A 23,172-nucleotide genomic window follows, 5' to 3' on the forward strand; every position below is an offset into this window, starting at 1 on the left:
CGAACTTTTATTCTAAAATATCTAAGACAGCTTTAGGATTTAATTTATCTTTAAACCAAATAATTTTAACAGGAACATCAGTAAAATTAACTCCGGCTTTTTCTAAATTTAATCGTTCAGATATGGCTAAAATTAAATTATCAACCTCTGCATTACTCACTTGATAGAATTTTTTTTGTAGATATTCTGGTCGCCAATATCCGACAATTTCTAATAAAAAATCTCGTCCATCGGGATGCACTAAACGAAAGTCGGGAATCATGACACTTCCGGGTAAAGGAATTAAATCTACTTCCCTTTCTAATCGCCATTCGGTCTTTAATTTGTCCCATCTTTTAGCAAAAGATTCTTCTAACATACTATCATAAGTTTTGCCCTTAGAATAATGACTCACTAACCCACAATGATCATCTAAACTAAAATAATTTATTTTAATTCCTCCCGTATAAGAATCTCGACTTTGTAACTTAGTTTTGAGACTCCATTTACTAACGTGCAGTAAAGCAGGAATCATTTTAGCTAAGGCTAAACCATAACGAGTATTAGGCTTAAATAAACTGGTTGGCCCATCAATAGTAATAGTAAATCCCGTATCAGAATCTCCTTCAATATAAGCCATTAATTGAAATAATTTCAGATAACGAAACAGTAATTTATATTCCCCTGGATCATTACGATGAGCATTGAGAATAATATGATTAGAACGATAAAAAATACCTTGAACTTGAGATAAATTATAACGATGAATTAAATTTTCAGGGGTAGGAGCATCAAAATTAGTTAAAATACGATTTTCTAGTAAATCAGCATATAATCCCCTTTCAATATCACTAGGTAATACTTCCCTGTGTAGTTCTTCACTTAAGAGACTAGCAATACTTTCTAATAACTGAGGACGATTTTGCGGAATAGTTACCCCAGTTGCGGCACGAGAAAATACTTTATGTCTCAGTTTTTGTGGTTCGAGAGGACTAATAATTTCAAAGGTCGAAAAATGATTTTTTAATAGATGTGCTAAGCCCCGTTTTACCCTATAATTAGGATTATCTCCTTCTAATTCTAGTAACTTTTCATTTAATTGTCCTTGGCTAAAACCTATCGCCCCTTGAAAACAATCAATTTGTTCAGAAACTAACGCGATCGCGCTAAAATCTAAAGGTAAGCGTTTAGGAACGATGGAGTCTCCACTGTAACGATAAATTAGTAAATCAGACGGCAACATAATTAGTGATTAATTGTTAATTTCAAATAATAAAATGCAATAATTGCATAATTGTTAAGAAATCCTGACAGAATAGACTTAAGCAGAACAAAACCATGACACCGACACAGTTAATGACCCTTTATCGACCCTTAGAATGCCGTCCTGATAGTTATTTTGCTTGGTATCAGCAAGGAAATAGACTCAGGGTGGGAGAACTTTATGGAGAAGCGTTAATCAGTTACGAAAAAGCCTTAGAATATTATCCTAACGACTATTGGGCTTGGTATAAAAGGGGTATGACTTTAGAAGAATTAGGCCGTTATGAAGATGCAGTAAACAGCTACGAAAACGCCGCACAGATTCAACCAAACAATTATTGGGCTTGGTATGATCAAGGGTGTGTTTATCTTGAACAATTAAAAGAGTACGAAAAAGCAATTGAATGCTTTGATAAAGCTCTTATTGCCTATCCTAACGATTATTGGGCCTATTATCGCAAAGGGGACGCTTATCGCTTATCGGGAAACTATGAACAGGCGATCGCAACGTTTAACAGGGCATTAGAACTTCGTCCTTCTGATTATTGGGTGTGTTATCGTCGAGGAGATTGTTTACGCGAGTCAGGACAAATAGAAGCGGCTTTAAGGGACTATAAAAAAGCGTTGGAAGTTAAACCCCATGATTATTGGGCCTGGTATCAACAAGGACAAATTTTACAACAGTTGAACCGTTTTTCTGAAGCTATTGAGTCTTACGAAAAAGCCTTAGATGCGGAATCAGAAGATCAGTATGCTTGGTATAATAAAGCTTGTTGTGAGGCAACATTAGAACATTCTTATGACGCTATCTGTTCTTTGAAAAAAGCCATTAATCTCTATCCTGAGATTTATATCGAAATGGCGAGAAATAATCCCATATTTGCTAATTTATGGAATGATTTTAAGTTAACAGAATTCATTGAATTGTATCAGAATTCTAACGGTAACGGCACATTAAACCTAAATTGAGTTGATTGAAATGTTTAAAACACCTCGTACACAATGATCTTAATGTGCGAGGTTATCTATTTTCCTTTATCGCCATACAGCCAATTATTTATGATACCCAAAAATTTCCCCCAACCTCCCACCTTTAACCGTGTAGAAGATGAACGTCGTTATCGTCAACAACGTTTAGTAGCTGCTTTACGTTTGTTTGCTCATTATGGCTTTGATGAAGGGGCAGCAGGTCATATTACGGTAAGAGATCCAGAATTATTAGATCATTTTTGGGTGAACCCTTTTGGTCTGTATTTTGGTCAGATTCGAGTATCAGATCTGTTACTTGTTAATGAGGGTGGTGAAGTCGTTGAAGGCAATAAATTACTCAATACAGCAGCATTTGCTATTCATTCTGAGATACATAAAGCTCGACCTGATATCAATGCTGCTGCTCATGCTCATTCTTTGTATGGCAAAACTTGGTCAACTTTAGGACGACTTCTCGATCCACTGACTCAAGATGCTTGCGCTTTTTATGAAGATCATTCTCTATTTGACGATTATACTGGACTAGTGTTAAAAACAGAAGAAGGTAAGCGTATTGGGGAAACTTTGGCACAACATAAGGCAATTATTTTACAAAATCATGGTTTACTGACGGTAGGAAAATCTTTAGATGAGGCTGCTTGGTGGTTTATTACAATGGATCGTTCTTGTCAATCTCAGTTAATGGCTGAAGCAGTTGGAAAACCGATTATAATTGATCCTGACACGGCTCGTTTAACCTATAGTCAAGTTGGTAGTTCTTATGCGGGTTGGTTTAGTTTTCAGGGTCTATATGATATGATTATTCGTCAGCAACCTGATTTATTCGATTAAAATGATTTAACAATAATTTAGACATAATTATGAAACTCAATACAAGACTATATACTCAACCTTTATCTAACCTATTAGGACAAACAATTCTTAATCGAAATAATACCAGTATTTTAGAACTTGATAAATCCGAAATTATTGAGTTGTTTCAATCTTATGGGGTGTTATTATTCAGAGGATTTGAGGCAGATGTGGAAATTTTTACTCAGTTTTCTAATTCATTAAGTAGCAATTTTATCAATTATGCGGGTGGGGTATTTAATCGCAAAATTATTAATAATGATCCCACTGTCTTAACGGTTAATGACTTCAAAGATGAAGTTAAATTACATGGAGAAATGTACTATCAAAAATATCAACCTTTAATGATCTGGTTTTTTTGTGCAACTCCTCCTCTAGAAAATGGACAAACTATTGTCTGTGATGGTCGTCAATTTTTTGAAGCACTTCCAGAACATCTCAAAGATTTATTATTGACTAAAAAATTAAAATATACTGGTCATTTGAGTCAAGAAGCTTGGCAAAAACGCTATAAAACAGATGATTTAGAAGAAGTCAAAGCTACTTGTTTTAGTAATGATATGCAATGTCAGGTCAACGAGGATCAATCAATTGATCTTCAATATATTTGTCCAGCTATCCATTCCAGTCGTAAGGGTGACTGTCGGACTTTTATTAATAGTTTATTACCGGCTAAAAAGTTAACTCCTAATAATGTTTTATTTGAAGATGATTCAAAAATATTAGATGATGTAATGACAGAATTATATGATATTGGGGAAAAATTAACCACAGAAATTAACTGGCAAAAAGGTGATATTCTGATGATTGATAACTGATAACTGATAACTGGTAACTGATAACTGATAACTGGTAACGCCAAATGACTTCTCCTCTTTATCAACAAATCGCACAATTTTACGATGCTTCAAGTGGACTGTGGGAGCAAGTTTGGGGTGAGCATATGCACCACGGTTATTATGGAAAAGCAGGGACTTATAAACTTAATCGTCGTCAAGCACAAATTGATTTAATAGAAGAATTATTGATTTGGGCTAATGTTAGTAACGTTAGCCATTTTATTGATGTCGGTTGTGGTATTGGAGGCAGTACCTTATATTTAGGGCAAAAATTCAATGCCCAAGGTCAGGGAATTACTCTATCCCCCGTACAAGAAGCTAGAGCCACCGAAAGAGCAAAAGATTTCAATTTACAACAACAGGTACAGTTTCAGGTTGCTGATGCCCTAAATATGCCCTTTGCAGACGATCAATTTGACTTAGTATGGTCTCTCGAAAGTGGGGAACATATGCCTGACAAGACAAAGTTCTTACAAGAGTGTTACCGTGTCCTGAAACCAGGAGGTACTTTAATTCTAGCTACTTGGTGTCATCGTCCGACAGAATCCTTGGCAGGGGAATTAACTGCTGATGAAAAACGGCACTTAGGGGAGATTTACCGAGTTTATTGTTTACCTTATGTGATTTCTTTGCCAGAATACCAAAAAATAGCTCAGGAGTGCGGATTTAATCAAATTTTAACTGATGATTGGTCAATAGCTGTTGCTCCTTTTTGGGATGGAGTGATTGAGTCTGCCTTCGATGCTCAGGCAATTATGGGACTGTTAAAAAGTGGCTGGCAGACCATTGAGGGGGCTTTATCCTTGGGGTTAATGCGTAGCGGGTATGAACGGGGTTTGATTCGCTTTGGGTTATTATCAGCAAATAAAAAATAGAAGATTACGAACAGCTTAGTTTAATATTATCAAAATAGTAAATTTAGAGATCCAATGAACAAAAAAATTTCAGATATCCAGATTTTGCGTGCTTTGGCTATCTTGTTTGTTTTATTACAGCATTTTAGCTTAACGCCCACCATAATTAATATATTTCCCGTTAAAATTACTCTACCACTATATATTGGCGTTGAACTATTTTTTGTGATTAGCGGCTATGTGGTTGCTCGCTCTTTTTTTTCAGGAACAAAAATAACCCCTATTTATTTTTATAGCAAAAGAATTTTCCGTATTTATCCTGCGTTATTTGTTTTTATCCTGCTTTGTTATTTATCCAATTTAATTTCCACTTCAATAAATTTGCCAGAGGGAGTTGTCGATATATTTTCTTTGCCCTGGGATAATTTATTGAAAAGATGTTTGAAAATTCTTTTAGGTATTTATATTAACAGTATTGATGCTTTAAATACCGAAGGAAATCCTTTAGCTTTTGGGGCAATGTGGAGTCTTTCAGTTGAATTTCAATTTTATACATTTGTCTTTTTACTAGGGTTAATACTGGTTTTTGTAACTAAAAATAATAAATATTTTATTGAAAACTTTTTTCTATTTTTATTTATATTTTTCTATATTTATATTTTGATTTCTCGATTAATGATTCTTTTTAATTATTCCACAAATTTGTTTATTAAAAACTATATTGTTTCTTATGATTTTGATTTTCTTTTGCTGGGTTTTGTCTTGGCAATTATACAAAAAAAAGAATGGATTTCTCCGAAATTTTTTCTACATAAAGAAAGTGCTATGTTTATGTCACCGATTTTATTAGTTATTCCTCTGTTTTTAACCTCAATCAGCGAATCTCCTTTTGCCAAAGAACAAATAATTATGGAAGGCATTTCTTCACCGATTATCGGACTATGCTTTACTATCCTAATTTATCTGGCCTCAACTTCGGGATGTTTTCCTGGGGAAAAATCTCGTTTGTACTCCGTCTTATCTTGGATTGGAGATAGAAGTTATACAATTTATTTATTTCATTTTCCTTTTTTTATCTTGATTTGGATTCTTTTTTATAAATTATTTCCCCTTGCTTTTAGTAATGATTGGAATTATGGTTTTGCACAAATGATAGTAACAGCTTTACTCTTAACTCCTTTCGTAGAATTTATCTATCGTTACCTTGAGTTGCCATTAATCGAATATTCCCATAAATTTATTTTTAAAAGATTACGTCCTTAGTCCACTACCACTTCCCTAGAAAGTCTTCCCAACACTCCTTGTTCACAGGGCAAACCCATTTAATTCTCTATGTTAATAATCGAAACTTAATGCAGAAAGTCTTAACAGAAGCAGCAGATAAAATAATTTATTACTCTTCTAAAAGCATTGGCGATCGCTGATTTTATCAATAAATTCAACTTATGTATAAATGAGTTTTGATTGATTATTATCATTAATCAAACTTTTTAACATGGCTTGAACACCCCTTGACGATTTGATCGTTTTTGTCGATTTTGCCCAAATTTGCGTGAAAATGAACTTTTGCCTTTTTTCAAAATGTGTTATGCTTATGTTAGATGGTATAAATCTGTCTAAAAATAAGCACTTAAAGCTGGAAACCTGCTATCTGACGTTGTTTTTTCTGATTTTTTCTTTCTCCTCCTCTAAAAATTATCACTCCCTCAGCAGGTGTGTTTATTAAAACATAGTTACTGATCATGATATTCCTCAACTATTTCATGAATTAAAATAACAGTATTTAAGTACCGAGAATCTAATGATAACTATTTAACTAATTATGCCTAAAGTTGATATTAAAAACCTTTATTATATTACCCATATTGAAAATATACCTTCAATCCTTGAGCGAGGAATTTTATCTCACCAAGAAGTAGAAAGACTAAATATTGATTTTACTCCTATTTATGATCATGAGATTGTTAGTAAACGCAAGGATAAATCAACTGGAGAAAATGATAGTCTATGGAACTATGCAAATCTTTATTTTCAACCTCGTAACCCAATGATGTATCGAGTTGTCCATGAAAAAGATACACGAAATATCGCAATTATAGCCGTTAAATCCAATGTTTTATCAGAAATAGGAGTTAGGGTTACGAATGGGAATGCAGCGAATAATGCAACCGAATTTTACCCATCATCAGAGGGAAGAAAAGTTTTAGAAAAAAATTGGAAAATCATACAAAATGATTGGTGGAATGACTCAGATGGTTCAAAACGCATCATCATGTCTGAATGCTTAGTTCCCAGGAAGATTAAATCTGATTTTATAGACTCAATTTTTGTTTGCGATCATCATACTCAAAGCAAAGTTAAGCAATTAATTAGTAATTCCAATATTCCTGTTATTCCTGAACCTACTTTATTTTTTAAACCTATTTCTTCTCAGCGAATTGGAACTAATATTTCCCTAATTGATGGGGATATGTTTTTCTCCAAAATGCACACTCTAACAATCAGTGTTAATCTTCAAGGTATTATGGGAAAAGGATTAGCTTCTAGAACAAAATATCAATTCCCTGATGTTTATGTTTTTTATCAAGATGCTTGTAGAAAAAACGAAATCACTGCGGTACAACCTTGTATTTATAAAAGAGAAACTTCTTTAGATCAAGAACTTGCTGATCTCACCTCACCATTGAATACTCCTAATTCTGTTAAGTGGTTTTTACTCTTTGCGACTAAACGTACATGGCGCGAAAATTCTCGATTAGAAGATATTGAAGGTGGATTAGATTGGCTGAGAAAAAATGCTAGACAACAAGGAATTAAATCTTTAGCATTGCCAGCTTTAGGATGTGGTTTAGGCAATTTAACTTGGTCTGATGTGGGACCTTTGATGTGTAGTTATTTACATGATATAGGAATTCATGTGGCAATTTATCTACCCCGTGAGGCTCAAATTTTACCTGAATATTTAGAAGAAAGCTATTTACTAAGAAATTTATCTTAAAATGTACAAGAAAAATATGTTGATGTATAAAAGCTATAATCGAAAAATTACTATTGCTGCGACAAAAGAAGGTAAAAGTATTAATCGTTGGATGGAGGAAGTCTTAACAAAAGCAGCAGATACGACTATTTATCCATCTTCTAAAAGCATTGGCGATCGCTGATTCTATTCATCAGTAGAACTTATGTATAGATGAGATTTGATTGATTATTATCATAAATCAAACTTTTTAATATGGCTTGAACACCCCTTGACGATTAGATCGTTTTTGTCGATTTTGACCAAATTTGCCTGAAAATGAAATTTTGCCTTTTTTCAAAATGTGTTATGTTTATGTTAGATGGTATAAATCTGTCTAAAAACAAGACATTAAAGCTGAAAACCCTCTATCTGACGTTGTATTTTCTATTTTTTTCTTTCTCCTCCTCTAAAAATTATCACTCCCTCGGCAGGGACGTAAGATAACACAAATTTACCAAAAACAATATTGATCAATAATTTCTTGAAGTATTGTTTATCAAGAATGAAAAATCGCTGGCACTACAACCCCTATCTAACCCCATGACTGCACCATTTACCCCCCAAGAAATTGCCACAGAAGGACTCAAACCCCAAGAATATGAAGACATAGTCAAACGTCTTGGCCGACACCCCAACAAAGCAGAATTAGGGATGTTTGGGGTCATGTGGTCAGAACACTGTTGTTACAAAAATTCTCGTCCTCTCCTCAAACAATTTCCCACCGAAGGCGATCGCATTTTAGTAGGCCCCGGAGAAAATGCAGGGGTTGTAGACTTAGGAGACGGATTAAGATTAGCCTTTAAAATTGAGTCCCATAATCATCCGTCTGCTGTCGAACCTTTTCAGGGTGCAGCAACAGGAGTAGGAGGAATTTTACGGGATATATTTACAATGGGTGCGCGTCCTATTGCCACTTTAAATTCCTTGCGGTTTGGGAACTTAGAAAATGCCAGAAACCGACGATTATTTACAGGAGTTGTTGAAGGAATCTCCCATTATGGTAATTGCGTTGGGGTCGCAACTGTTGGCGGTGAAATTTATTTTGATCCTGCTTACAATGGCAACCCGTTAGTTAATGCCATGGCCTTGGGTTTAATGGAGACAGAAGACATCGTTAAATCTGGAGCATCTGGAATTGGTAATCCTGTCTTATATGTAGGTTCAACTACGGGTAGAGATGGCATGGGTGGAGCCAGTTTTGCTAGTGCAGAATTAACCGATAAATCAATGGATGATCGTCCTGCAGTACAAGTTGGTGATCCTTTCTTAGAAAAATCATTAATTGAAGCTTGTTTAGAAGCTTTTAAAACGGGGGCAGTAGTAGCGGCCCAAGATATGGGTGCAGCAGGAATTACTTGTTCCACATCAGAAATGGCTGCTAATGGAGGAGTCGGCATTGAATTAGACTTAGATAAAATCCCTGTCAGAGAAACTGGAATGGTTCCCTACGAATACTTATTATCTGAGTCCCAAGAACGAATGTTATTTGTTGCTAAAAAAGGCAGGGAACAAGAATTAATAGATATTTTTCATCGTTGGGGACTGCAAGCAGTAGTCGCAGGAGAAGTCATAAGTGACCCCATTGTGAGAATTTTGTTTAAGGGAGAAATTGCTGCAGAAATTCCGGCTAATGCCTTGGCTGATAATACCCCAATTTATCATCGAGAGTTGCTAGAAACAGCCCCAGAATACGCCCAAAAAGCTTGGCAATGGACAGCAGAAAGTTTACCTGATTGTACAGCAGAAGGCATTGAGATTAAGGGAGAATTCAAAACCTGGAATGATGTACTTTTAACCCTATTAGATACCCCATCTATTGCCTCTAAAAAATGGGTTTATCGTCAATATGATCATCAAGTACAAAATAATACTGTAATGTTACCAGGAGGGGCAGATGCAGCAGTTATTCGTATTCGTCCTATTGAGGCGAAACCAGATACTTGTACAATAGGAGTAGCCGCTACAACTGACTGTAATTCCCGTTATGTTTATCTTGATCCCTTAGAAGGAGCAAAAGCTGCCGTTGCAGAAGCAGCAAGAAACCTTAGTTGTGTCGGTGCAGAACCTTTAGCTATTACGGATAATTTGAATTTTGGTAGTCCCGAAAATCCTATAGGATATTGGCAATTAGCTTTAGCTTGTCAGGGTATTTCGGAAGCTTGTCGAGAATTAAATACACCTGTTACCGGAGGCAATGTTTCCCTTTATAATGAGACAGTTGATAGCGCAGGAAACCCTCAACCAATTTATCCTACTCCAGTCATAGGCATGGTAGGATTAATTCCTGATATTACTAAAATTTGTGGACAAGGTTGGCAAAAAGAAGGGGATTTAATCTATTTATTAGGAATAGAAAATAAACCCACATTAGGCGCGTCGGAATATTTAGCTAATTTGCAGGAAATCATAGCAGGAAAACCGCCAAAAGTCAACTTTTATTTAGAAAAAGTAGTTCAAGAAACTTGTCGTTATGGTATTCGCAAAAGTTGGATAAAATCCGCTCATGATTGTGCAGAAGGTGGTTTAAGTGTTGCCTTAGCAGAATGTTGTATTAGTGGGGAACTAGGAGCAGAAATTGAGCTTAATTTTGATAATAAAATTCGTGTAGATGAATTTTTATTTGGGGAAGTAGCAGGACAAATTATTGTGTCTATTAGTCCCGAAAATCAAAGAGAATGGGAAGATTATTTAAACAAAAACTTAGTTAATAATTGGTCAAAAATAGGTCAAGTTAGTTTTAATAAGTTAAGTATTACCTTATCTGGTGATTTATCAGTAATTAATCTTCAAATTACACAAATGACTGATTATTGGGCAAATGCTATTGAAAGACGTTTGAAAAATCATGAACTTTAAGAAGTTAGGAGAATCTGAATTATGTTGTCAATAGAAACAACTTATGAAAAAGCCTCAAAAAATCTAGAAACTTTGCTAGATAAAATTGAGATTGATAATGAAATTGTTATCATTACTCGTCCTGGGCATAAAGATATTGCCATCTTACCTGCTGAAGAATTAAGTAGCTTATTAGAAACAGTTCATTTACTGCGATCGCCTGCTAATGCTAAACGTTTATTTGCTGCTATTGATCGTTCGCTAAAAAGGGACTCTCAATCTTTAGAAGGACAAACTATTGAAGAACTTTGTGAGGAATTAGGTATTGAAAGAGAACCATAGGGCGATTATTTTTGATCAACAGTTTCGAGAAGATTTGATGTGGTGGTTTAAAACCAATAAAAAAATTGTCTTTCGTATTTTAGATTTAGTAGAAGCAGTGACACAAGATCCCTTTTCAGGAATGGGAAAACCGGAACCCTTAAAATATGAAGAATTTCCATTTCCCGATGGGTATGACTGGTTAAAGCTACTTTACCCGCTTTTCGGTCAATTAATATTTTTATTAAGAATTAGTTCTTGCCTTGGAAAGTTCAGTAAAATAGAAATAGCCCAATCGGGTGAAGTCAAGAAACCTTAACATTAGTTAGGGTGGGATTATAAAGACAGTGAGGAGATAAAAAGATGAAACGTAATATTTTAGCAGCACTGGCCATTGTCACTCCTCTGATCATAATTAGTCCTGCGATCGCCGGAAACCCATCTGATGTACAACGGTTATTAACAACAGGACAATGTATGGGTTGTGATTTGTCCAATGAAGATTTAAGCTATGCTCATTTAATCGGGGCAGATTTGAGAAAAGCGAACCTAGAAGGGGCTAATCTCACCGAAGCGAACCTAGAAGGGGCAGACTTAACCCAGGCGAACCTCAAAGGGGCGAATTTAACAGGGGCCATGGTGACTAATGCGAGCCTAAATGATGCTAACCTCGATGAAGTGAACTTTAGTCTCGCTAAACTGTATGATGCCGATGTGACAGGGGCATCCATGGACAATTTGAATATCACCAATGCTCAAATTTATAATACAGGCATTGGCATCGGTGGCCCAGAATAGTAGATTAATTGATAATTAGGCATCGTAGGGGTCAACGGCCGTTGACCTCTAGAGGTTTTTTGTATGAAAATTCAAGTTTCTGAAGTCTTGATCAAATCAGGGGCATCATCGAGACATAAATGTCTTGAAATCCTCACCATTGATGAAAAAAAAGGACAAATTCCTTAAAAAATGTCCTCAGAAAAAAATAATCTCTCCGAAGAGAGACTTAATCACTCAGACCCCGAAGAACGGGGTTAACGAGTGACTTGTTGTACCAAGGCAATAACATCACTGCGACTGAGTTTTTCCTTACCTAAAGCCATGACTTCTAGGGTTCCATAAGCTAAAGCTAAAGGAATTTTACAGAAATCTAGGGCCGGCCCTGGAGGGAGAGATTGAGTATAAAGATCAGCCAGTTTCAGGTTACGACGAGCATATTGGTGCATATCTTCAACCCGCCATTCCTGGGGGAAGAAACTGACACCCCGTCGCAAATCTTCCCGATAATTACGAACAATATTGATCGTCTGTAAACCGCGACCAAATCCAATGGCATAACTTCGATTGGTTTGAGTACCATCATACCAACCCCACAAATCAGAGAGAAGTAGTCCGACGGCCCCTGCCACACTAAAAGTATACTGATCCAAATTCGCCTCAGTGCGAATCGTCCAGTTATTTTCCGCCCAATAGGCCATCCGATCAGCCATAGCTGCCGTTGCATCCCAAATACGAGGGGCAATGCTATCAGGGGCTAATAAAGCCCATTGTCCCACCCGTAGAGTGACATCAGGTAAGGTATGACTATAAGGTATCAATCCCAAGGCGAAATCTTCCTCCCTACTACGTTCCGTAGCGGCCTGTAGATTCAGACTCATTCGGCGTAAGAGTTTCGCTTTAGTAAAGTTATCTAAGTCAGGATGATCTTCTACTTCATCAATGGCCCGCATACACAGATAGGCAGAAGCAACCGCTTCTAGTAGCCCGTCTGGAAGGCGACTAATGGGAATATAAAAGGTTCGACTGGTTTCTTTGAGAGTCTTTAAGGCATTATTTCGTAAATTCATTCATTTAACTCCTCACGCCAACATATGCAATAGCATACACTTACTTATTTGTGAGATCCCACTAAACGATTGTGAAGTTCCTGACAAAGTAAAAGTTTCGCCTTGATCATGATTAGGTTGAGCAAATTTGAGCATTGGATAAAGATGTTGTCTATTCTATTATGCTTAGCGAAAATTTGCCTTAAGAATATATTTATAGTAACAGGCACGAAAACAAGACAATACTGGGTCGGTTTTGTCTGAAAGCCTTTATATTTGCCGAGTGTGGGGAGTATGGGGAGAATAGACAATAAATCTTTTGTACTTAGGGCAATAACAAAATCTTCTATTTCTCACAAATGATTTAGGACTGCTATATCAAGATTGGGAACAACTTATGATAGGATGTTGAGTGATCAATAATAAATAAAAAAGAGTTGGGAAGGTAGATAGAGATATGGAAGCAGCCTTACTTTTAGCAAAATTACCAGAAGCTTATCAAATTTTTGACCCATTGGTCGATGTTCTGCCAGTTATTCCTCTTTTCTTCTTGGCATTAGCCTTTGTTTGGCAAGCGTCTGTTGGCTTCAAGTAAATTGTTCAATTTGAGTCATCAAGTTTGTAGAGACGTTCCCTGTATCGTCTCTATCGCTTTTTAAGCACTAAGTGGTTAGACCTGTAGGCCGATGCACTGCCTACCCTAGTATTAATACAGTTAAAATGGATGATAGTTACTAGCGATCGCTATATAATCTTCCTTGGCTATGGTTATTATAGGTAAGAAAAAAGTAGGGGTCAACGGCCCTTGACCCCTATAAAAGATTTTGATCTTCTACCTGATAACTGATAACTGGTAACGCCAAATGACTTCGCCTCACCCATTAACCTCCTCACCCCGCCACCTTGTATTAAAATTACTACTAGGGGGAATAATGGGAATAGTATTAAGTAGTTGTCGTCATCCCCTTTTATTAACCCCACAAGTTCTCACAGGAGGGGTCAATAGTCAATTTCCTGACGAATATCCCGCTTATAGTAGTGATGGAAGATATCTCGCTTTTGCTTCTGATAGAGAGGGACGTAGAGACATTTATCTGTATGATTTAGAACAACGGCGTTTAGTTTCCCTTCCTAATCTTAACCGTTGGGATTCGAGTCAGGATCAACCTGCTTTAAATGCAGATGGACGCTATATTGCCTATGTTTCAACTGAACGGGGCAAACCTGATATTATGGTTTACGATCGCGTCAAACAACGCTCAGAATTATTAAGTGCTAATGTTCGGGGTTCCGTGAGACAACCGACTATTACGGGGGACGGAGGAAAAGTGGCTTTTCAAAGCAGTCAACTAGGTCAATGGCATATAGTAGTCATTGAACGAGATACACCAAGAACAAACTAATTGACGCTTTAGCCACTAATTGTTATTCTTGGACAATCTTAACTTTTGACTATATTATTAAATTCATGTAACATATTGCAATACAAAATATATTTTAAGGTTAAGTTAAGGCAACTTAACTGACTTGTCATAAGTCCCTAAAATAATTAGCCCAATTTTCTTGATTTTTGACAACATAAATCATCTTTCTTTGTAGGTTGGGTTGACTCACATCTTGCACCTGATGTTAAAAACCAGATTTTTAGCTAAAAGGCAACGAATTTAAGTTGGTAGACAAAATTAATTATATAAAATTTGTAGGGGCGGGTTTTTTACATCAATCAATGATTCTCACCAAAAAACTAGATAAACCCGCCCTGGTTTTTTTACATCAATCCATGATTCTCACCAAAAAACTAGATAAACCCGCCCTGTTTTTTTTACATCAATCCATGATTCTCACCAAAAAACTAGATAAACCCGCCCTGGTTTTTTACATCAATCAATGACTCTCACCAAAAAACTAGATAAACCCGCCCTGGTTTTTTACATCAATCAATGACTCTCACCAAAAAACTAGATAAACCCGCCCTGGCTAATGATTTAAACCTCTGTGTGAAGGAGCTTGTATGATTAAAGAAAGGACAACAGATTCGGTTAGATTAGAGGAATTAGAGACATTTTTAGAACATCGTTTGCGTCAAATAGAGCTATTTCCTATTACTTTAAAAATTAAGTGTTTTTTGCAAGATAAGTTAAGAATTTTTGTTGAAGGAAATGACATTTATTCCCCTGCTCCTGAAGCGGTTTTTAAAAGTTTAAAAGAGATTTTAGAATCGGAACCTATTGCTCAAGTATATTTAATTGAAATTCATGTATTAATTAAGGGAAAATATCAAAAAAGTCAGGAATCTTTCGGTCAAGATGGTCAAGAAATATCTCAACCTTTACGGTTAAATTATTTATCAGATATGTGGATGACTTTAGAGCATTATATTGTCTTACTTAAAAAACAGTATTTTAAACTTATACAAAAAAATATAATTAACTTGAAAGATAAAAAGCAAGCTAAACTAATCTTAGCAAGTGGACTTACTTCTTTTTTGTTCTTGGGAGGTGTTTATATGATGACTCGTCCCTGTGTTTTTGGAGAATGTGAAATCCTACAAAAAGCTGATAATTTAGCTCAAGAAGCAAGGTTAGTTTTTGCCCCTTCTTTATCCGATGAAAGTTTGGTAAGCGCGCAAGAAAAGTTAGCTAAGTCTCTAAAATTATTACAATCAATTCCTCAATGGTCAAGTTATTATTCAACTGCTTTATATTTACAAAAAGATTATCAAGATAAACTAAATATATTATCATTATTAATAGAAGCTAATGATTTTGAGAAACAAGCTTTATCCTTTTATAATAAGGCTCCAATATCTTTAGAAAAGCTTGAAAAAGTCGAATATTTATGGAAAGAAGCTATTGTTAAATTAGTGTCTATTTCTGCCGACAGTGTGGGATATCATTTAGTTGAATTAACCTTAACTAAATATCGAGATAATCTCAAAAATATTCAAGAAAAAATATTTTTAGAGAAACAAGCTCAAATCATCTTTAAACAAGCAAATGAAGCAGCAAAATTAGCTAAATATCGTGAACAATCTGCTCAAAATTTATCGGATTTACAATTAGTTTATTCCACTTGGGAAACCACCATTAAAAAACTACAAGATATTCCTAAAGCAACTACTTTATTTCATCAAACACAACCTATATTAAAACAGTATTTAGATAAAATCCTGATAACCAGAAAACGTAAACAACAAGAAGAAGTTGCTGTTAAAAGTTATCAGGAAGCCATTAAACAAAAAAAATTAGCTGAACAAGCCCAAAAAAGTCAACAATGGTCACAATCTCTTACTTATTGGCAACAAGGACTTAATTATCTAAAACAAGTACCTAAAAATACTTTTATATTCCGTAAATCTGAACCATTAATAACATCTTATAGTCTGAATGTTAATCAAGTTAAAACTCAATTAAAAAAGGAGGTAGAATTAGAAAGGATTAAAGAAAATTTAGCGCAAATTTGTTTTAAACCTAGTCAAGTATGTCAATATATAATTGGTGAAAAAACAATTAAAGTGACGTTAACATCAAGTTATTTAGCTCAGGTATGGAATACAGCTTTAGAAGCAAAAGTTCAGGGAAATTTACAAATTCAAATCGAACTTTTAAATCATATTTCCAGTTTTGAAGCTCGTTTACAAAAGATTAGTAATCAGACCCAAAAATCAATCGAAGTTTACAATGGAGAGGGAAACTTGATGGCTCTTTATCAAGCAAGATGATGAATGTCGACTCAACGTGTGTAGGGACAATTCATGAATTGTCCCTGCAGACAGTTTCTGTGGGTAAGTCCCGTTTACAATATCCTAAAGTTGCAACTCTGATCACCAATACAGCAAAATGACCAATTAAAAAGTATTGCAGTATACATTGACATCTTTCTCAGAGTATTATAATGTGGAAACTTAGGTTAAGAAACAATAAAATAGTACACTTAGAAAACCATACATGACTACTTCACTGCTTTCTCGTCCGTCTGTGGAACAAGGTTCAAACACTGCTTCTTCTTCCGTTCAAGCAACGCTAGGAACAAATTACCAAACCCAGATGATACAAGTCAAGAAATCTTACCAAGCGGTTCAACAACTCAAATATTTACACTTACAGGCTGAAATTGACGTTTTGTTGCAACAATTACAAACCATTAAGCAGAAAGCTAACAAATCCTGATAACTAGGAGTGGTTTTGTCATGGGTTTAGCATAAAGTTAGGACAAGGTAACAGAACTGTAACAGTTCTTAACGAATAAGAGCTAAAGTGTGAACTCTTTTGAAGATAGGGGAACACCTTCATTGTCTGAGCGACTAAGGTGTATAGGTAGGTTGATTGTCCTTGAGAAAAGGAATCGTTCATCCTTCAACTGTCACTCCTCACTCAGACTGCTCATGTTATCCTCCCCTGTCCTAAAACAAATATGTTTAAACGCTTATTGGCTGGCCAATGGTTTCGCCCGACCGTTTCTTTGGGCTGTTTATTAACTGGATGGTTACTGACAGCAAATGTGGCTGTTCAGGCTCAAACGGATGCAGTGGTTCCGAGTATGGCTCATCGTTCTTTTACCCCATCGATGGAGCTATCGCCCCCTGAGTTCGACCTGGAGAGTGAGCCGGAAACATCAACCATACCTGATGATCCTTTAGATAGTCCCTATCCCATTCCTTGGCCTTGGTTGCTAGAAACGCAACAGGAATTTAATGATAAGCAAGTAGTGGGTCAACGTTATTATCGCAGTCAGGCTTTAGTTTCTCCTGATGGCGAATATGCGGCCTATACAAGAATCAACATGGTAGCTGATCCCCAACTCTATCGCTCTCAGGCCACCAGCGTCATGTTTTTAGAGAACTTAAAAACAGGGGAATTACAGGTTATTCGGGCGGGTTCTCCTATTGCAGCACATTTACAAGAAATCGCAAAAACTGAAGAAGTGCCAGGGGCTATATCAATTTTAATGCCCATTTCCTGGTCGGCCAATGGCGATCGCTTATTATCCCGTCAAGTTGAGGGCTTTTTTAGTACCTCTGATGTAACTGATTATGGGGTAATTTGGGAACGTCAAACCAACCAAACTACGACATTAAAGCCGTCTGAAGATGAAGAAAGTACAGCTATCTTGTTAGGATGGAATAATGTACAAGGGGAACAAGTTTTGTTTCAGACAGGACAATTAGGGGACGAAGACTGGCCGGTATTAGCCGTGTCTGCCAATGGTCAAACGGTTGTGGCTAAAAATCCAGAACCTGTTACCTATGGTCGTTTAGTGAGTCGTAGTTGGACAGGATCTCAAACTTTGCAATGATGTTCCAGTTAGATGTAGGGGTCAACGGCCGTTGACCCCTACATCTAAGCTTAAAACTAGGCTATTTGTCAAGATTTTTGTGATTATTCTTAACCGAATATTCCTTATTATTACGAAGAAATCGACTGCTAAGTGTAATGCGCGACCTCTATACTTGGTATTTAATAGCTGAATCGAAATGTTTAGGCTGTAATCGTTTAGCAAATATTTTACTCTATGATGTCAGCAGAGCCAACTTTTTTGTGCATTACATGAAAAGCAGAACTATAAAAAAGCTTGATTTTTTCTCCACATTTTTTTTGTATAATTTCCCTTAATTCTGAAAATAGGTCATTTTTAATCTGTTGTTCTAATTTAAAATAAGGAGAATAAGTCGTTAATAGCATTAAATAGTCATCAAGGGTATAGTTAACTTCAGTTCTAAAGTTTTTTGTAATGAAGTTGTCAAATTTCTCTGAGTCAATACTCATTTCTCCTAACTGTTTTAAAATTGCTTCTTGGGTTTCTTGATCTTCGTATTTATACAAAGAAGGAGCATATTTTTGATAGCTTGCTGATAAACTTTGGTAAACTTCATATTCAGGTTGAAGTTCTTTATTCCATAACAAAATTAAATAACCTTTGTCTTTTAAACTATCAGCAGCTTTGGGATATCCTATTTCTGGAGGTATCCAATGAAAAGAACTAGCTGCTAAGACAATATCAAAGTTTTCAGATTCTAATTCCCATTCTTCAAAAGAAGTATTTTTTATGGTTATATTAGGATAAGATTGACAATTTTTTTGAGCTAATTGACAAAAATCTGGATTCGGTTCAATACATAAAATTGAGCAACCTAATTTAGCAAAGGAAACAGTAGCAATTCCTGGTCCACATCCGACTTCAAGTATTCTAGTATTAGCAGTAATCTGAGCTAATTCTATCACTTGATCAACTAAAATTTGAGGATAACGAGGTCTAACTTTATTATAAGCTTCTGCGGCAGGAGAATACCAATTACTTCGTTGCTTTAAGTCTTTACTATACAAATCTTTTAATTGTTCTTTTAAAGTATCCATAAGATGCAAGTTTTTACGTTGAATGCACCTCCAAGTATAACGAAGTTGAGTATCGTACAAAATAAATTACCCACAATGCTGTAGGGGTGGGTTTTTGACAAAAATTGATGATTGGACTTCCTGCCCCTTCACAGACGACAAAATCATATTCAAGGGCTAATCTTTCCAAAGATGAGGTAATAGCTTCCCAACCTAAATTAAAATAATTTTCGTAATATTCACTGGCCTTAGTTGTCCCGATTACTTTACCTTTAATAATGACTTGGGAGGTCATATTTCCTTATTATCTTTCATGGCTACCCATAAGGTTAACTCAAAGGGAGAACAAAATAAAGCTCTTTGGGCCCTCTGTTGCGTGTGGGTTGAGTAGTTAAGGGGGAAAGTGTTCTGGGGTTGAGTTGGAGGTATCATAATCAGGGGACTCTAAGAATATAAAAGTTTTTTTTATCTTAATGATCAGGAATTACTTTCCTTAATATAATAAATGCTTAATAAATGCTAGGATTCACCTATAATTCCTAAGTATTAATACTTTTTTTGAAAAAACGAGTTAAATGAGCCTATCCGCAAACCAACTTAGAGTTACGTCTTCCCCTGACTTAACTCGCTGGCTGGAACAGCAAAACATCAGTATTGCTGCTACCACCTACCAAACTAACCGCCTTTTTTTTGTCAGTGGCCAAGCTAACGGAAGGCTGAAACTGCACGAAAGACTATTCGACAAACCAATGGGATTATATGTAGCAGCAAATCGCCTCTACATGACCACCCGTTATCAAATTTGGGATTTCCATAATCTTCTTGATAGTGGGGAAAAATCACAGGAAGCAGACCGCCTCTATGTCCCCCGCACCGCTTACACCACCGGGGATGTTAACGCCCATGAAATAGTATTAGACAATGCACAAAACGTGATTTTTGTCAATACCGATTTTAGTTGTTTAGCCACAATTAATCCCGATTATAGTTTTGTTCCCCTGTGGCGACCCTCATTTATCTCGAAATTAGTGCCGGAAGATCGTTGTCACCTCAACGGTTTGGCTATGGTGGAGGGCAAACCTGCTTATGTCACTGCCTGTAGTGCCACAGATACGGCGGCTGGATGGCGTAATCATCGCCTTGATGGGGGAGTCGTCATAGATGTTAACCACAACGAAATTATTGTCACAGGTTTATCCATGCCCCATTCTCCCCGTTGGTATCAGGGGAAATTGTGGTTACTCAATTCTGGGACAGGGGAATTTGGCTACATCCAAGATCAACGCTTCGATCCTATCATATTTTGCCCTGGATTTGTGCGCGGGTTAGCCTTTTGGCAAAACTTTGCCTTTGTCGGACTATCTCAATTACGTTCTCAGAGTTTTAGCGGCTTACCTCTAGAAAAACGCCTTATGTCTGAGGGAAATCGCCCCCAATCTGGGTTAATGGTGATTGACTTACAAACGGGTAAAACCCTGCACTGGCTATATTTTCAGAGTATAATTGAAGAATTGTTTGATGTAGTGGTTTTGCCTGGAGTTAGTCAACCTGAAACGATTGGGTTACAGGGGGATGAAATTCAACGATTGGTGACGTTTCCTGAGAGTGGAGGCATTGTTATCACCAAACCTACGGCCAAACGCCCCAGTAAGGGCGCAACTCCCCCTATTGCCGGTTTACCCCAACCTACTGAGGCGATCGCACAATTACCGACAGATCAGCCAATTTCCCCTGTAGGGGCGCAAGGTTTGGCATCAGAGGTTAAATATCAACGGGTGTATCACCTCAATAGCAGTAATGCCCTAGATTACGATGAATTGACCTTTCCTCGGTTACGGCAGCGTTGGCAAAAAACCCCACCCCAAGGGGAATTAACGGGACTTTCGGCTTCTATTAACGGGTCAATAGTGGGATTGGCGATCGCCGAACGTTTAAACGTGGAAACGGCGAAAATTATTTCTCTTTTTGTGTTGCCCGATTATCGAAAACAAGGGATTGGCACAAGGTTAGTGGCTTATTTGGAAAGGGAATTAAAGACTCAAGGCTTTCAAGAGTTAGTTTTGAGCTATTCCACCAGTTCCTCGACTTCTTTGGCATTAGAAGGGATTTTACAAAGATTACAATGGCAACCGCCTCAAATTACCTTACTGCTAGGCAAAACCGCTACAGAAAATATTGCTAAAGTAGATTGGTTAAACAAGTTTCCCCTACCTCCCTCCCTTGAGGTATTTTCCTGGCCAGAGGCGGGTTTATCTTTGCCCGCTTCTGTGGAGAAAGACCGGCTAGAACCCTTGAATAGTTTGGGTTTGCGTCAGGGAAAGGAGGTAGTAGGTTGGGTGTTAACCCATCGGGTAGCACCTGATACCATTCGCTATACCACTTGGGAGGTAGCTAAACCCTTCGAGAGTCGGGGGCGAGGGATTTCCCTGTTAGCTGAGGCGATACGTCGTCAAATTAACAGTGATGTTCCGTATCTTACGGGTTCGGTTTCTCACCATTATCCCCGTTTGTTGCAGTTTGTCGGACGACACCTAATGCCCTATTTAACTGGGGTGGGGGAAGTGCGACAGACGAGTAAATTGATTAAATCTTCAGAGGAAAACTAATTCATGGCTGATCCTATATTCAATCCCCAAACCAACTTCGGACTGACGTATGTGGGGTCTTATCCTACCCCCACCTTTGCCGATATTGATAACGATGGTGACTTGGATGCTTTTGTGGGTGAAATCAACGGCAATACCGACTTCTTCCGCAACACGGGAACCGGGTCTGTTCCCAGCTTCACCTTTGAGACCACCAACCCCTTCGGACTGACGAATGTGGGATATAATTCTGCACCCGCCTTGGCCGATATCGATAACGATGGGGACTTGGATGCTTTTGTGGGTACTGTTGACGGCAATACCTACTTCTTCCGCAACACGGGAAGTGCATCTAATCCCACCTTTACCCTGCAAGCCAGCAACTTCGGACTGACGGATGTAGGGAGTCGTGCTAAACCAACATTGGTAGATATTGATAACGATGGGGACTTGGATGCTTTTGTGGGTACTGGTGGCGGCAGTATCATATTCTTCCGCAACACGGGAAGTGCATCTAATGCCACCTTTACCCTGCAAGCCATCAACTTCGGAATATCTGGTGTGGGGTCTTATTCTGCCCCCACCTTTGCCGATATTGATAACGATGGGGACTTGGATGCTTTTGTGGGGGACATATACGGCGGTACCACATTCTTCCGCAACACGGGAACGGGGTCTGCTCCCAACTTCACCTTTGAAGCCACGAACTCCTTCGGACTGACGAGTGTGGCATATAATTCTACACCCACCTTGGTAGATATTGATAACGATGGGGACTTGGATGCTTTTGTGGGTGCTGGTGGCGGCACTATCCAGTTCTTCGAGAATACTGGCCCTACTACCCCAGTTAATAATGCCCCCACAGGTTCACCCACTGCCACTTTAAGCAACACGAATGAAGATACACCTATCACGATTACAGCAGCTGACTTATTAGCCGGGTTTAGCGATGTAGATGCTGGTGATACCTTATCCGTAGTCGGTTTAACTTCCAATAACGGCACTTTAGTTGATAACGGTAATGGGACTTATACTTTCACCCCAACTGCTAACTTTAATGGTACTGTCACCCTTACCTACGGTGTGAGTGATGGTACGGCAACCTTAGGCGGTCAAAGCAAAACCTTCTCTGTAACGCCCGTTAATGATGCTCCTGTTGGTTCACCAACTGCTACTTTAAGCAACACGGCTGAAGATACACCTATCACGATTACAGCAGCTAACTTATTAGCCGGTTTTAGCGATGTAGATGGTGATAACCTCTCATTTGTTAACTTAACTGCTGATAACGGTGCATTGGTAGACAACTTTGATGGGACTTATACCTTCACCCCAACTGCTAACTTTAATGGTACTGTCACCCTTACCTACGGTGTAACTGATGGTACGGCAACCTTAGCCGGTCAAACCCAAACCTTCTCCGTTACTGCGGTTAATGATGCACCAACAGTTGATCCCATATTCAATTCTCCCCAAA

21 protein-coding genes and 1 pseudogene are annotated in these 23,172 nt (G+C 37.4%); 18 read left to right on the forward strand and 4 right to left on the reverse strand.

Annotated features, from left to right (window positions below):
• Positions 1-7: 7 nt before the first annotated feature.
• Positions 8-1,222, reverse strand: coding sequence for a DUF790 family protein (locus AsFPU1_RS09780; RefSeq protein WP_124976106.1), 1,215 nt, complete (start codon positions 1,220-1,222; stop codon positions 8-10).
• A gap of 95 nt (positions 1,223-1,317) precedes the next feature.
• Between AsFPU1_RS09780 and AsFPU1_RS09785 the strand changes: the two genes are divergently transcribed.
• The 11 genes from AsFPU1_RS09785 (at position 1,318) to AsFPU1_RS09835 (ending at position 11,750) form a co-directional block, all read left to right on the forward strand.
• A complete protein-coding gene (locus AsFPU1_RS09785) occupies positions 1,318-2,211 on the forward strand; it encodes a tetratricopeptide repeat protein (protein ID WP_124976108.1) in 894 nt (297 codons plus the stop codon).
• Between the two features lie 90 nt (positions 2,212-2,301).
• Complete coding sequence (locus AsFPU1_RS09790; RefSeq protein WP_124976110.1) at positions 2,302-3,063, forward strand: class II aldolase/adducin family protein; 762 nt, start codon at positions 2,302-2,304, stop codon at positions 3,061-3,063.
• Between the two features lie 29 nt (positions 3,064-3,092).
• Complete coding sequence (locus tag AsFPU1_RS09795; RefSeq protein WP_124976112.1) at positions 3,093-3,902, forward strand: TauD/TfdA family dioxygenase; 810 nt, start codon at positions 3,093-3,095, stop codon at positions 3,900-3,902.
• A gap of 44 nt (positions 3,903-3,946) precedes the next feature.
• Positions 3,947-4,798 carry a methyltransferase domain-containing protein gene (locus tag AsFPU1_RS09800; RefSeq protein ID WP_124976114.1) on the forward strand — a complete coding sequence of 284 codons (852 nt, stop codon included), beginning with the start codon at positions 3,947-3,949 and terminating at the stop codon, positions 4,796-4,798.
• A 54-nt stretch (positions 4,799-4,852) separates the two neighbouring features.
• Positions 4,853-6,040, forward strand: a complete 1,188-nt coding sequence (locus AsFPU1_RS09805) for an acyltransferase family protein (RefSeq protein WP_124976116.1) — start codon at positions 4,853-4,855, stop codon at positions 6,038-6,040.
• 559 nt (positions 6,041-6,599) lie between these two features.
• A complete protein-coding gene (locus AsFPU1_RS09810; protein ID WP_124976118.1) occupies positions 6,600-7,775 on the forward strand; it encodes a DarT ssDNA thymidine ADP-ribosyltransferase family protein in 1,176 nt (391 codons plus the stop codon).
• Positions 7,776-7,797: 22 nt separating this feature from the next.
• On the forward strand, positions 7,798-7,938 hold the full coding sequence (locus AsFPU1_RS09815; protein WP_227873569.1) for a toxin-antitoxin system HicB family antitoxin: 141 nt from the start codon (positions 7,798-7,800) through the stop codon (positions 7,936-7,938).
• 398 nt (positions 7,939-8,336) lie between these two features.
• Entirely contained in the window at positions 8,337-10,652 is a 2,316-nt protein-coding gene (gene purL, locus AsFPU1_RS09820; protein WP_124976120.1) for a phosphoribosylformylglycinamidine synthase subunit PurL, read from the forward strand.
• Positions 10,653-10,673: 21 nt separating this feature from the next.
• The gene (locus AsFPU1_RS09825) at positions 10,674-10,973 is read left to right on the forward strand and encodes a type II toxin-antitoxin system Phd/YefM family antitoxin (RefSeq protein ID WP_124976122.1); all 300 of its coding nucleotides are present in this window, start codon (positions 10,674-10,676) and stop codon (positions 10,971-10,973) included.
• Entirely contained in the window at positions 10,957-11,271 is a 315-nt protein-coding gene (locus tag AsFPU1_RS09830) for a type II toxin-antitoxin system YoeB family toxin (RefSeq protein WP_124976124.1), read from the forward strand. Before AsFPU1_RS09825 ends, AsFPU1_RS09830 begins: the two co-directional genes overlap by 17 nt.
• A gap of 44 nt (positions 11,272-11,315) precedes the next feature.
• Positions 11,316-11,750, forward strand: a complete 435-nt coding sequence (locus AsFPU1_RS09835; protein ID WP_124976126.1) for a pentapeptide repeat-containing protein — start codon at positions 11,316-11,318, stop codon at positions 11,748-11,750.
• 236 nt (positions 11,751-11,986) lie between these two features.
• Here the strand turns inward: AsFPU1_RS09835 and AsFPU1_RS09840 are convergent, their stop codons facing one another.
• Positions 11,987-12,799 (reverse strand): squalene/phytoene synthase family protein, encoded by an 813-nt coding sequence (locus tag AsFPU1_RS09840; protein ID WP_124976128.1) that lies wholly within the window; start codon positions 12,797-12,799, stop codon positions 11,987-11,989.
• A gap of 436 nt (positions 12,800-13,235) precedes the next feature.
• Between AsFPU1_RS09840 and AsFPU1_RS09845 the strand changes: the two genes are divergently transcribed.
• The 5 genes from AsFPU1_RS09845 (at position 13,236) to AsFPU1_RS09865 (ending at position 18,073) form a co-directional block, all read left to right on the forward strand.
• On the forward strand, positions 13,236-13,373 hold the full coding sequence (locus AsFPU1_RS09845) for a photosystem II reaction center protein K (RefSeq protein ID WP_124976130.1): 138 nt from the start codon (positions 13,236-13,238) through the stop codon (positions 13,371-13,373).
• 337 nt (positions 13,374-13,710) lie between these two features.
• Positions 13,711-14,181, forward strand: a complete 471-nt coding sequence (locus tag AsFPU1_RS09850; protein WP_124976132.1) for a TolB family protein — start codon at positions 13,711-13,713, stop codon at positions 14,179-14,181.
• Positions 14,182-14,789: 608 nt separating this feature from the next.
• On the forward strand, positions 14,790-16,499 hold the full coding sequence (locus AsFPU1_RS09855) for a hypothetical protein (RefSeq protein ID WP_124976134.1): 1,710 nt from the start codon (positions 14,790-14,792) through the stop codon (positions 16,497-16,499).
• Between the two features lie 226 nt (positions 16,500-16,725).
• Positions 16,726-16,947, forward strand: a complete 222-nt coding sequence (locus AsFPU1_RS09860) for an aspartate kinase (RefSeq protein WP_124976136.1) — start codon at positions 16,726-16,728, stop codon at positions 16,945-16,947.
• A 244-nt stretch (positions 16,948-17,191) separates the two neighbouring features.
• Positions 17,192-18,073: a hypothetical protein gene (locus AsFPU1_RS09865; protein ID WP_124976138.1), complete on the forward strand. Its 882-nt coding sequence runs from the start codon at positions 17,192-17,194 to the stop codon at positions 18,071-18,073.
• A gap of 209 nt (positions 18,074-18,282) precedes the next feature.
• Here the strand turns inward: AsFPU1_RS09865 and AsFPU1_RS09870 are convergent, their stop codons facing one another.
• Positions 18,283-19,131 (reverse strand): class I SAM-dependent methyltransferase, encoded by an 849-nt coding sequence (locus AsFPU1_RS09870; protein ID WP_124976140.1) that lies wholly within the window; start codon positions 19,129-19,131, stop codon positions 18,283-18,285.
• A gap of 112 nt (positions 19,132-19,243) precedes the next feature.
• Positions 19,244-19,411 (reverse strand): annotated as a pseudogene (locus tag AsFPU1_RS09875) (cobyric acid synthase CobQ); the annotation flags it as partial.
• A 274-nt stretch (positions 19,412-19,685) separates the two neighbouring features.
• On the opposite strand from AsFPU1_RS09875, the gene AsFPU1_RS09880 reads away from it, so the two are divergent.
• Together AsFPU1_RS09880 and AsFPU1_RS09885 are read left to right on the forward strand one after the other, a co-directional pair.
• Positions 19,686-21,716, forward strand: a complete 2,031-nt coding sequence (locus AsFPU1_RS09880; protein WP_124976142.1) for a TIGR03032 family protein — start codon at positions 19,686-19,688, stop codon at positions 21,714-21,716.
• Between the two features lie 3 nt (positions 21,717-21,719).
• On the forward strand, positions 21,720-23,172 hold a 1,453-nt coding region (locus tag AsFPU1_RS09885; RefSeq protein ID WP_125061094.1), incomplete at its 3' end, for a cadherin-like domain-containing protein.

The sequence above is a fragment of the Aphanothece sacrum FPU1 genome (genome assembly GCF_003864295.1).
GTDB classification, from domain to species: domain Bacteria; phylum Cyanobacteriota; class Cyanobacteriia; order Cyanobacteriales; family Microcystaceae; genus Aphanothece_B; species Aphanothece_B sacrum.